Origin of the sequence: Micromonospora parastrephiae (assembly GCF_016802865.1) — a bacterium.
Taxonomy (GTDB): domain Bacteria; phylum Actinomycetota; class Actinomycetes; order Mycobacteriales; family Micromonosporaceae; genus Micromonospora; species Micromonospora parastrephiae.
The window spans coordinates 24,859-35,601 of the sequence record NZ_JAEVHM010000043.1 but is presented as its reverse complement, the minus strand read 5'-3'; the positions used below and the strand labels follow the sequence as shown (position 1 = coordinate 35,601).

Here is a 10,743-nt window from a genome sequence, read left to right as displayed (position 1 = left end):
CCGGTTGCCCCGGCGTGGCCCGCTGGTCGCCGGGCTGCGCGCGGCGCTCGGACTGCTCGGCGCGGTGCAGTTGGTGCTCGGCCTGGCCCAGGTGGGTCGGGGCGCTGCCGCCGATCACCTGCACCCGGCCGGCCAGCACCTGTGGCACGAGTCCGCCGCATGGAACGTGGCGGTGGGAGCCGGCTTCCTCTTCGTGGCGGTACGCCGCAGCCCGCCCGCCGGTCTGCTGCCGATGCTCAGCGCATTCGTCGGCACGCTGCTGCTGCTCTCGGTCAACGACCTGGTCACCGGGTCGGTGGGCGGGGAGCGGCTGGTCAGCCACGGCTTCCTGGTGGTCGGCTACCTGATCACCGTGCTGCTGTCCCGGCCAGGTCTGCGCCCCGGCGGGCCCTCGCCGCAGCGGCAGCCGGCACCGTCGCGCTGGCGGTTCGGCGCCGACGAGGTGGACCGGCCGCTGCGGGTGGTCCGCCCCGAGTCGTATCCGGCGCAGGCGGCCGACCGTCATGCCGCCCCGGCGGCGCGTACCGGTCATGCCGGCGATCGGCGCGCCGCCTGATCGACGGCGGCCGGTGCCCATGGCCCGCGTCGCCCGCCCAGTCGGGCGCGCGGAGGACCGCCGGCCCGATGCGGGCCGGTGAATCACCTCTTCGGCGTCCTAGGCGCAAGGCGCAGCCGGGTGCGCTGGCCGGGTCGGACCAGCACCGGCGATGACCTGCGGAATGACCTGCTCGACGATGGTCAGCAGGGTGGTGGTGAGCAGCAGGTGCACCTGGGCGCGCGTCAACGCGCCACGCTGGAGCCACTCCCGGGCGGTCGACGTGGCCAGTCCGCCGTACGCCCGGACCATCCCGCGCAGCTCCTCGCGGTGCTCGGCCTGGTCGGCCAGCCCGACGGCCACGAGCATCCGGTCCGCGGCGACCTCCTCGGCCTCGGCGAGCACCCGCTCCACGTCGACGTCGCCACCCATCCCCCGCGCGGTGACGGCGGCCAACCAGGAGGTGCTGTGCCGCGACACCACATCGAGGAACCAGGACACGCTGGCGTCGACCCGGGTCCGCAGATCACCCTTGGGCAGCCGCTCCAGGGCCACCTCGGGGATGGTCACCATGACCCGGACGACCTCAAGGTAGAGGTCCTTCTTGGCACCGAAGTAGTGGTTGACCAGGCCCCGGGCAACGCCCGCCTCGCGGGCGATGTCGGTGGTCGACACGTCCGCGTACGGGCGCTCGCCGAACAGCCGGACCGCGCAGGCCAGGATCTGTCCGCGCCGGGCGTCCGGCTCCAACCGGCGGCGACGAGGAGCCGTCTCGACACTCATCTGCCCGACCCTATCGGCAGCTCACGACGGCAGGCTGCCCTGCATGCTCGGCACTGAACGGTCAGGGGCATCAGCGCCTGGCGGTTCCTCTGCCGCACCCCTGCGACTCTTCATCGACGGTAAACGGAACGTCCAGAGTGCCGCTTTAGTGTCCATAGCGGGATTTGGCCAGGCGATCACCACTGGCCGTTGCGGCCCGTGGCGCCTCCCCAGGTGCCAGCGGCCCGGGCTGACGGCTGGCATGCTGGCACCTGCCTGAGGCATCAAGCAAGGGAGCAGAATCTTGGTTTCTCGACGTCGAGTGTTGTCCGGCGCGGCCGGCGCGGCCGTCGGCCTGTCGGCCGTCGGTACGTTCGCCAGGTCGGCGGCGGCCGCGCGCCCGCCTCCGCCGAAGTGACATCACCACTTGCCGCCCGCCGCGGTCGACTGATGAGCAGAACGGTGGTGACGTCACCAGCCATTCCGTTGACTCACCTGTCCATCGCGCACAGCGGTCCGGCGGCGGCCGTGCGCCTGCGCACCGGCACCGGATGGAGCGACTGGCTGGAACTCAACGCGTGCCAGAACGGTCGGGACGGCCACCCGGGCTCGACCCGGTCCAGCATCGTGGTCGCCAACGGCGCCACGGGATACGAGGTCCAGGTCGGAGACGGCTCGGATGCCACCGTGGCCGAGCTGAACATGGTCGACGGGGCTCGCCGGACGATCGCGAACCCGGAGACGAACAGTCTTCCGCTGTCGCGGGGCGGTAGGCAGCCGACGTACCTGCCCCGGTCCCGCTGGGGCGCCGACGAGTCGCTCCGATTCGCGGACAACGGCAGCGAGCTGTGGCCGGGCGAGTTCTTTCCGGTGCAGACGCTGACGGTCCACCACAGCGGGGTGTACGAGCACAACGAGGACCCCGACCCGGCGGCCACGGTCCGTGCCATCTACTACGACCAGTGCGTTCTGCAGGAGTTCGGCGACATCGGCTACCACCTGTTGATCGACGAGGCGGGGCGGATCTACGAGGGTCGCTACTCCGACGCGGGGTCGCTCCCGGTCTACGGTCCGGGCCTCGGCTCCGACGGCCGGCCACTCATGGTCAACGCCGCGCACGTGGGTGGTTACAACGCGGGCAACATCGGCATCTGCCTGCTGGGCCGGTTCACGTCCCGCCAGCCCAGCGCCGCGGCGCACCGGTCGTTGGTGTTCGTCCTGGACGGGCTCAGCTCCACGGGTCGGCTCAACCCCACCGGTCAGACCAATTACGTCAACCCGGTCAGCGGTGTCGGCGGCAGGGTGAACGTCATCTCGGGTCACCGGGACTGGGCGAGTGTCGGGGCCGACCCGACCGAGTGCCCAGGCGACGCCTTCCACCCCTACCTGGGCAAGCTACGCCAGGAGGTCGCGGCACTGCAGTCCGAGTACCCGGCTCCGCCGCCGAGGCGCCCGACGCGGTAGTTGGCGGTGCTCGTCGCCGATCAGCCCCCGTCCCGCCGCCTCCACCAGCGCGCCTCCGCGCTGGTGGAGGCGGCGACGGCACCAGCGCATCCGCCCCTCGCGGACGACGCGAAAGCCTGCGCCCGGCCGACGATCGAGACTTATTGACATGCCGCCAACAGCGCGCCAGGGTGGTGCACATGCCCCCACCCGACGATCCCCCCTCCCCCTGGCGCCAGCCGGAGCACGACGACCTCGCCGACCTGGCTCGCACCTTTTTCACCAAGGAGGTGCTGCCGCACGCCGACCGCCTGCTGGCGCAGGGCCACCCGGACCGCGAGCACTACCGGCGCGCCGGTGAGCTGGGGTTGCTCGGCCTGTCCGTCCCGGAGGAGTACGGCGGCGGGGGTGGGGGGTTCACCCACGAGGCCGTCATGCTGCACGAGCAGGCGCACACCGGGGAGAGCAGCCTCGGGCTGGCCGTCCACAGTGGAATCGTCACCGGCTACCTGGCGGCGTACGGCAGCGAGGAGCAGAAGCGACGCTGGCTGCCCGGCCTGTGCGGTGGCGAACTGGTCGGCGCGATCGCGATGACCGAGCCGGACGGCGGCTCGGACCTCCAGGCCATGCGCACCCGGGCCGTCCGCCACGGCGACGACTACCTGGTCACCGGCGCGAAGACGTTCATCACCAACGGCGGTCTGGCCAATCTGATCATCGTGGCCGTGAAGACCGACCCCGAGCAGCGGGCAGCCGGCGTCTCACTGCTGGTCTGCGAGGTGGGCGGCGACCCGGAGGGCTTCCGCCGGGGCCGACTGCTCTCCAAGATCGGGCTGCACGCCAACGACACCGCCGAGTTGTTCTTCGACGAGTTCCGGGTGCCGGCGGCCAACCTGCTCGGCGGCACCGAAGGGCTGGGCTTCATCCAGCTCATGCAGCAGCTCCCGCAGGAACGGCTGGTGATCGGCGTCGGCGCGGTCGCCGCCATGGAACGCGCGGTCGCGCTGACCGTCGCGTACGCCAAGGAGCGCACCGCCTTCGGCAAGCCGTTGATGGGCCACCAGAACACCCGGATGGTGCTCGCCGAGTGCGCCACCCGCACCCGGGTCAGCCGGGTATTCCTGGACGACTGCATCGTCCGGCACAGTCGCGGCGACCTGGACGTGGCCACCGCGGCGATGGCGAAGTCGTGGCTCACCGACGGGCAGTGCGAGGTCATCGACCGGTGCCTGCAACTGTTCGGCGGCTACGGCTACACAACGGAATACCCGATCGCCCGGATGTACGCCGACGCCCGCGTCCAGAAGATCTACGGCGGCACCAACGAGATCATGAAGGAGCTGATCGCCCGTGCCCTCTGAGGCGTACGTCTACGACGCGGTCCGCACCCCACGCGGACGCGGCCGGGACCGCCACGGCGACCGGTTCACACCCCCCGACGACCTGGCCGACCGGCTCGCTGTCCGTCCCGCCGAACCGGTGTGCGTCGCGTGACGGCGGGGCACGGCGGGCCGTTGGCCGGGATGCGGGTGGTGGAGCTGGCGAGTCTCGCCCCGGCGCCGTTCGGCTGCATGGTGCTCGCCGACCTCGGCGCGGACGTGGTGCGGGTCGACCGACCCGGCGCCCCGGGAGCGGGGCGGCTGGCCGCGCCGACCGGCTGGCCGTTGCAGCGCGGCCGGCGGGTCACCACGCTGGACCTGAAGTCCCCGGCCGGCGTGGCGGACCTGCTGCGTCTCGTCGAACGGGCGGATGTGCTGGTCGAGGCGTACCGGCCGGGGGTGGCCGAGCGGCTCGGCTTCGGCCCGGAGGTGTGCCAGGACCGCAACCCCCGCCTGGTGTACGCGCGGATGACCGGCTGGGGCCAGGACGGCCCGCTGGCGGCCCGGGCCGGACACGACATCGACTACATCGCGGTGGCCGGGGCGTTGGAGCCGCTGGCCCGGGTTGGTGAGCGCCCGTACGCGCCGATGAACCTGCTCGGCGACTTCGGCGGAGGCGGCATGCTGCTCGCCGTGGGAGTGCTGGCCGCGCTGCTCGAACGGGAACGCTCCGGCGTCGGTCAGGTGGTCGACGCGGCGATGGTGGACGGATCGGCGCTGCTCACCTCGTTCCTGCACGGGCTCATCGGCAGCGGCCTGTGGTCCGCACCGCGCGGACGCAACATGTTCGACGGTGGGGCGCCGTTCTACGACACGTACCGCACCTCCGACGGCGGCTTCATGGCCGTCGGCGCGATGGAACCGGCCTTCTACGCCGTACTGCTCGCCGGCCTCGGCCTCGCCGACGACCCGGACCTGCCCGCCCAGTACGACCCGAGCGGCTGGGACGAGCTGCGGCGGCGGTTCGCCGAGCGGTTCGCCGAGCGGACCCGGGACGAGTGGACGGAGGTCTTCGCCGACCTGGACGGCTGCGTCGCGCCGGTGCTCGCCCCCGGCGAGGCGCACCACCACCCGCACAACGCCGCCCGGGGCACCTTCGTCGAGGTGGGCGGCGAGATCCAGCCGGCCCCGGCACCCCGCTTCGACCGCACGCCGACAGCCCGGCCGACCCCGGCGCCGGACCCGGAGCGGGACGCCCTGCCGGTCGAGGAGATCCTCACCGGCTGGGCACAAGCCACCTGATCAACCCCCGCACCGCGTCATGCGACCAGTTGACGCAGCGCGCGGGCCGCCGAACCCGACGCCGTCGCCGCCTCCAGGATCGTCACGGTGGCCCGACCGGTGTTGCCGGAGATGTCGCATTGGTCGATGCGTCCCGACTCTTCCCGATTCGACGGTGGTACCAGGCGGCGAGGAGGGCCACCGCCAGGAGCAGCTCCGCCAGATCGCCGCCGTAGTACATGAGTTGGGCGGCCGACTGGAATACCGCCGGATCCGGCTCGGTGCGGCCGGGCGGCAGGGTGCCGGCGTTCGAGTAGAGGTACTTGGCCAGCACCGAGTGCCCGGCCGCCGCGCCGAGCAGCCGCGCCGACCCGCACCGCCAGCCCGGGGCGGCGCGGCGCCGGGTCCGGACCGGCCAACGACCAGGCGAACAGGTAACCGGCGGCCACGTAGTGCAGGTGCAGGGCGTGGTGCAGGGTTGGTTGGCGTTCCGCCACCGCGTACAGCGGGGTGAGCAGCACCAGCGCCAGCCCGCCCGTGCTCAGCAGCGCGGCGGTGACCGGGTGGGCGATCAGATGCAGCGGGCGGAAGCGCAGCAGCCGGCCCACCATTCGGCGCACCGGCGGAGGGCCGGCCCGCAGCAGCAGGGTCACCGGGGCGCCGAGCACCAGCCCGAGCGGGGCGAACATGCCGAGCAGCAGATGCTGCGCCATGTGCCCGCGCGGGTCGTCGGGCAGCTGGGCCAGCGGCCCGACGGCGACCGCCAGCAGCGCGCACCCGGCCAGCCAGGCCGCCGTGCGCCGGTGGGCCCAGCCCCGAGAGTCGCGTACGGCGGCCAGCACGTAGCCGCCGGCCAGCAACGCGACCGGGAGCAGCGGCAACCAGCCTGGCCCGTCCGCCGCGTGCCCATCGTGCGCGAGCAGCGACGGTCCCGTCATCGGTGACCGTCACCCGCGCCGCGGGACCGGGTCCACCAGATCAGCACCGCGCCGGCCAGCGCCAGCACCGCGCCGGCCACGTTCCACACCACGTCGTACGGCACCAGGTGCACGCCGTAGCGGATCTGGTGCAGCCGGAGCACCTTGTGGTCGATTAGTCCGTCGAAGAGCTGGAAGCCTCCGGCGCCGAGCAGGAGGCCGCCCCAGGCCAGCCGGGCCGACAGGGCGCGCCTGCGGCGCAGGTCGGCGAACCAGAAGAACCCGCCGACCAGGATGATCAGCTCGGCGGCGTGCAGCAGGCCGTCCGAGAGCAGCGCGATCGACGGGGTGGACCGGTCGTAGAAGTGATGCCAGGCCAGCAACTGGTGGAAGACGATCTCGTCCACGGCGGCCATGAGGGCTATGCCGATCAGGACGCCGGCGAGCGTGGAGGAGCGGGCGTCGACGATGCGGGCACTCGGCAGGCTCGAATCGGCCACGGCACACCTCGCATCCGCGTCGGGTCAGGCAGGAACTACCCCGAACTGGACGAACCATGCCCGGCGCCGCGGTGATCAACACGAGGTCAGTGACATCGGGGTGTCCCACCAGGTCGGACACCCCGACTTCCGGGAAGTCGTGTTGATCAAGGTGACGCGCCCCGACGGCGGCCCCGTTTCGCGACTCCCGCACGACCAGCGGCATGATCATGGAACCTGAAGGAGAGCCGAGAAGGAGGTGCACGTGCCGGACGCGGACGAACTCGTCGCCGACGCGCTCGCGGCGGTGCGCGGCACCGACGTACGACAGGCCGAACGTCAGCTGGACCGGCTGATGGTCGGCACCGGCGCGGCGGACGGCACCACGGCGGTCGACGCGGCGTTGCTGCGTCGCCTGGTGCGTGGCCTGGGGAGGCTCTGGCCGCGTGGCTGGCAGCCGGCCGACGTGCACCGGCTCACCGCGCGGCGGCTCGACGCCCGCGCGGCTCGGCTGCTCCGCGACGCGATGGCCGCGCAGCGCGCGAACAGGCCGAGCCGGTCCCCGCCTGGTGGGACGACCAGCTCCGCGAGCTGACCGCCGACGTCCGCACCGACGACCGGGGGCGTGCTGGCCGGGCTGGGCCACCGCGGAGGGACTGGACCGGGTCGACCGCGCTCCGCGCCGCCGCTCGACGTCCTCGCGCTGGTGGAGAGCCTGCCGCCGATCGCGGTGCTGCGCCCGCCGCCCGGCTCGACCGGCGCGGCGATCCCCCGCGCGGCCGGCACGGCCCGCAGTGGGTCGCCGATGCTGGATCGGGTACGGGCGCTGCTGGCGAAGGCCGAGTCGACCACCTTCCCGGCCGAGGCGGAGGCGCTGACGGGCAAGGCACAGGAGTTGATCGCCCGGCACAGCATCGACGAGGCGCTGCTGGCCGCCGGGTCGGAGAACGGCGACCTGCCGGGCGGGATACGGCTGAGCACCGACACCCCGTACGCGGGCGCGAAGGCGCTGCTGGTGCAGGAGGTGGCGGCGGCGAACCGGTGCGAGGCGGTCTGGTCCGACGACCTGGGTTTCACCACCGTGCTGGGCTGGCCGGCGGATCTCGTGGCGGTGGAGCTGCTCTACACCTCGCTGCTGGTCCAGGCCACCGCCGCGATGCTGCGTGGGCGTGCCGAGCGCGACCGGGGTCGGGACGGCGGACGAAGGTGTGGGACGAGTCCTTCCTCAACGCGTTCGCGTTGCGCATCGGTGAGCGACTGCGCGCGGCCACCGAGGCGGCGGACCGGGCGGCGGTCGAGACGGCCGGGCCGGAGCGGCTGCTACCGGTGCTCGCCGCGCGCGGCGAGGCGGTCCAGGAGCGGCTGGACACGCTCTTCCCCGGCGTCACCCGGCACCGGCTCAGCGTCCGCGACGCCGAGGGCTGGTCCTCCGGCACCTCGGCCGCCGACCGGGCGTCGTTGGACGTCGGCGGCGGCGGAAGACCTCGACAGGTGCCCGGCCGACCCGATCGGCGCTGATCCGCCCGGCGTGGGACCGCCGCCGGAGAAGATTTTCTGCGATTTTCTTCGGTACGCGGTAGGGAACGGGGTGACGACTCCGACCCTCCGGTGAGCCGCGCCCCGACCGGGGTGCGACCAGGACTGAGGAGCATCCCCGTGAAGTACATGCTGCTGATCTGGAACCGGCCCGGCTTCACCGAGGAGTTGACCGAGCAGGACCGCACCGCCCTGTTCGGCGAGGTCGACGAGATCATGAAGGAGCTGACCGAGACCGGCGAGCTGGTCGGCGGCCAGGCGCTGGCCAACCCGTCGCAGACGTTGACGGTCCGGCTCGCCGGCGGCCACCCGGAGGTCGTCGACGGGCCGTTCATGGAGAGCAAGGAGCAGTTCGCCGGTTACCTGACGGTCGACTGCGACAGCCCGCAACGGGCCGCCGAGATCGCCGCGCGCTGGCCGGACGTGCGCTTCGGCGGCGCCCTGGAGGTCCGTCCGATCATGGACGAGGCCGGGACGGAGATGTGACCGACGACCGGACGGTCGAGGATCTGCTGCGCACGCTCGCGCCGCAGGTCCTCGGCCTGCTGGTCCGCCGCCAAGGGCAGTTCGACAGGTGTGAGGACGCGGTCCAGGAGGCGCTGCTCGCCGCCGCGACGCAGTGGCCCGGGCAGGGCCTACCGGACAATCCCCGCGCCTGGTTGCTGACCGTGGCCACCCGCCGACTCACCGACGAGTGGCGCAGCGAACACGCCCGCCGCGAACGCGAGGTGGCGGTGGCGGTACGCGAGCCGGCGTACGCGGCAGTGGCGCCGCCGGCCGACGCGGAGCCGGCGGTGGCGGACGCCGACGACACCCTGACCCTGCTGTTCCTCTGCTGTCATCCGGCGCTGGCCGGATCGGCGCAGGTGGCGCTCACGCTGCGGGCGGTCGGCGGACTCGGTACCGCCCAGATCGCCCGGGCGCACCTCGTGCCCGAGGCGACGATGAGCCAACGGATCCGCAGGGCGAAGCAGCGGATCGAGGCGGCCGGCGCCCGCTTCGACATGCCGGGGCCGGGTGAACGGGAGGAGCGGCTGCGGACGGTGCTGCGCGTGCTCTATCTGATCTTCAACGAGGGGTACACCGCGTCCAGCGGGCCGGATCTGCGCCGGGCCGACCTGACCGGCGAGGCGATCCGGCTGGCCCGCATCCTGCACGGCCTGCTGCCCGACGACGGTGAGGTGGCGGGGTTGCTGGCGTTGATGCTGCTCACCGACGCGCACCGGGCAGCCCGGGTGGGCGCGGACGGGGAGCTGGTGCCGCTGGCCGAGCAGGACCGCACCCGGTGGGACGCGACCGCCATCACGGAGGGGGTCGCGCTGATCACCGAGGCGTTGACCTGGTCGCCGCCCGGCCCCTACCAGCTCCAGGCGGCGATCGCGGCCGTGCACGCCGAGGCGCCGACGGCGGCGGAGACGGACTGGCGGCAGATCGTCGCGCTCTACCGGCTGCTGGCCCGGATCGCCCCGAATCCGATGGTCACCCTCAACCAGGCGGTGGCCGTGGCCATGGTGGACGGGCCACGGGCCGGGCTCGCCCTGCTCACACCCCTCGACGCGGACGAGCGCACGGCGGGGCACCACCGGCTCGCCGCCGTCCGGGCGCACCTGCTGGAGCTGGCCGGGGAGCCGAAAGCGGCGCGGGCGGCGTACCTGGCGGCGGCGCGGGGCACCACGAGCCGGCCCGAGCAGCGGTACCTGGAGCTGAAGGCCGCCCGGCTGGCCGGGCAGTGACGAGTTCGCTTTTTGCCAAACCGGCAAGAGGTTTTGCATATTGCTCCGATGCCGGTCACAGTCGCAGCCGACAGGCGAAGGAGCAGCCAGATGACAGAGCAGCACGACTTCGACAGGGACTACTGGGAGCGGCACTGGCAGCAGACGCACCACGGCCACTCAGGTGCCGCCGGCGCGGGTCCCCCGCACCCGTACCTGGCCGGTGAGACCACCGGCCTGACGCCCGGCACGGCCCTGGACGCCGGGTGCGGCACCGGCGCCGAGGCCCTCTGGCTCGCCGGGCACGGCTGGCAGGTCACCGCCGTCGACATCGCGTCCGCCGCCCTCGCCGTCGCCGCCGGACGCGCGACGGCCGGCGGGGTGTCCGAGCGGGTGCGGTGGGTGGAGGCGGACCTGACGACCTGGGATCCGGGAACACGGTTCGACCTGGTGACGACCCACTACGCGCACCCGGCGATGCCGCAACTGGCCTTCTACGACCGCATCTCCACCTGGGTGGCGCCCGGCGGAACCCTCCTGATCGTCGGGCACCTGCACGCTCCAGGAGCCACCGGGCACGGGCACCACCCGCCCGCCGAAGCGTCGGTCACCGTAGCGGACATCACCGCGGGCCTGGACCCCGCCACCTGGGAGGTCACCACCGCCGAGGAGCACCACCGCACGGTGACCGGCCCCGGAGGGCAGGAGAATCCACTGCACGACGTCGTCGTACGGGCCACCCGACGCCCCTGAGCACAC

At 73.1% G+C, this 10,743-nt stretch carries 13 protein-coding genes; 10 read left to right on the top strand and 3 right to left on the bottom strand.

From position 1 onward, the window contains the following. On the top strand, window positions 1-556 hold a 556-nt coding region (locus JNW91_RS12035; RefSeq protein ID WP_203174933.1), incomplete at its 5' end, for a hypothetical protein. A 99-nt stretch (window positions 557-655) separates the two neighbouring features. Here JNW91_RS12035 and JNW91_RS12030 read toward each other — a convergent pair. Next, window positions 656-1,318 (bottom strand): TetR/AcrR family transcriptional regulator, encoded by a 663-nt coding sequence (locus tag JNW91_RS12030; RefSeq protein ID WP_203174932.1) that lies wholly within the window; start codon window positions 1,316-1,318, stop codon window positions 656-658. Between the two features lie 429 nt (window positions 1,319-1,747). Here JNW91_RS12030 and JNW91_RS12025 point away from each other — a divergent pair, with 429 nt between their 5' ends. The 4 genes from JNW91_RS12025 (at window position 1,748) to JNW91_RS12010 (ending at window position 5,361) form a co-directional block, all read left to right on the top strand. After that, the gene (locus JNW91_RS12025) at window positions 1,748-2,761 is read left to right on the top strand and encodes a peptidoglycan recognition protein family protein (RefSeq protein WP_203174931.1); all 1,014 of its coding nucleotides are present in this window, start codon (window positions 1,748-1,750) and stop codon (window positions 2,759-2,761) included. A 179-nt stretch (window positions 2,762-2,940) separates the two neighbouring features. Further along, on the top strand, window positions 2,941-4,101 hold the full coding sequence (locus tag JNW91_RS12020; protein WP_203174930.1) for an acyl-CoA dehydrogenase family protein: 1,161 nt from the start codon (window positions 2,941-2,943) through the stop codon (window positions 4,099-4,101). Next, complete coding sequence (locus JNW91_RS12015) at window positions 4,091-4,234, top strand: hypothetical protein (protein WP_203174929.1); 144 nt, start codon at window positions 4,091-4,093, stop codon at window positions 4,232-4,234. The genes JNW91_RS12020 and JNW91_RS12015 overlap by 11 nt, the downstream gene beginning before the upstream one ends. Continuing rightward, complete coding sequence (locus JNW91_RS12010; RefSeq protein ID WP_309244329.1) at window positions 4,231-5,361, top strand: CaiB/BaiF CoA transferase family protein; 1,131 nt, start codon at window positions 4,231-4,233, stop codon at window positions 5,359-5,361. Before JNW91_RS12015 ends, JNW91_RS12010 begins: the two co-directional genes overlap by 4 nt. Before the next feature lie 17 nt (window positions 5,362-5,378). Here the strand turns inward: JNW91_RS12010 and JNW91_RS12005 are convergent, their stop codons facing one another. Continuing rightward, window positions 5,379-6,278 (bottom strand): cytochrome c oxidase assembly protein, encoded by a 900-nt coding sequence (locus tag JNW91_RS12005; RefSeq protein WP_203174928.1) that lies wholly within the window; start codon window positions 6,276-6,278, stop codon window positions 5,379-5,381. Then, on the bottom strand, window positions 6,275-6,757 hold the full coding sequence (locus JNW91_RS12000) for a DUF2243 domain-containing protein (protein WP_203174927.1): 483 nt from the start codon (window positions 6,755-6,757) through the stop codon (window positions 6,275-6,277). Before JNW91_RS12000 ends, JNW91_RS12005 begins: the two co-directional genes overlap by 4 nt. A gap of 244 nt (window positions 6,758-7,001) precedes the next feature. On the opposite strand from JNW91_RS12000, the gene JNW91_RS32175 reads away from it, so the two are divergent. The 5 genes from JNW91_RS32175 to JNW91_RS11980 all read left to right on the top strand — a co-directional run bounded on the left by JNW91_RS32175 (window position 7,002) and on the right by JNW91_RS11980 (window position 10,737). Then, window positions 7,002-7,331: a hypothetical protein gene (locus tag JNW91_RS32175; protein WP_238424814.1), complete on the top strand. Its 330-nt coding sequence runs from the start codon at window positions 7,002-7,004 to the stop codon at window positions 7,329-7,331. A 30-nt stretch (window positions 7,332-7,361) separates the two neighbouring features. Further along, window positions 7,362-8,348, top strand: a complete 987-nt coding sequence (locus tag JNW91_RS11995) for a DUF2786 domain-containing protein (RefSeq protein WP_238424813.1) — start codon at window positions 7,362-7,364, stop codon at window positions 8,346-8,348. 53 nt (window positions 8,349-8,401) lie between these two features. Next, the gene (locus JNW91_RS11990; protein WP_238424824.1) at window positions 8,402-8,758 is read left to right on the top strand and encodes a YciI family protein; all 357 of its coding nucleotides are present in this window, start codon (window positions 8,402-8,404) and stop codon (window positions 8,756-8,758) included. Further along, window positions 8,755-10,005 carry an RNA polymerase sigma factor gene (locus JNW91_RS11985; RefSeq protein ID WP_203174925.1) on the top strand — a complete coding sequence of 417 codons (1,251 nt, stop codon included), beginning with the start codon at window positions 8,755-8,757 and terminating at the stop codon, window positions 10,003-10,005. The genes JNW91_RS11990 and JNW91_RS11985 overlap by 4 nt, the downstream gene beginning before the upstream one ends. A 90-nt stretch (window positions 10,006-10,095) precedes the next feature. Further along, on the top strand, window positions 10,096-10,737 hold the full coding sequence (locus tag JNW91_RS11980; protein WP_203174924.1) for a class I SAM-dependent methyltransferase: 642 nt from the start codon (window positions 10,096-10,098) through the stop codon (window positions 10,735-10,737). The last annotated feature ends 6 nt before the right edge of the window (window positions 10,738-10,743 follow it).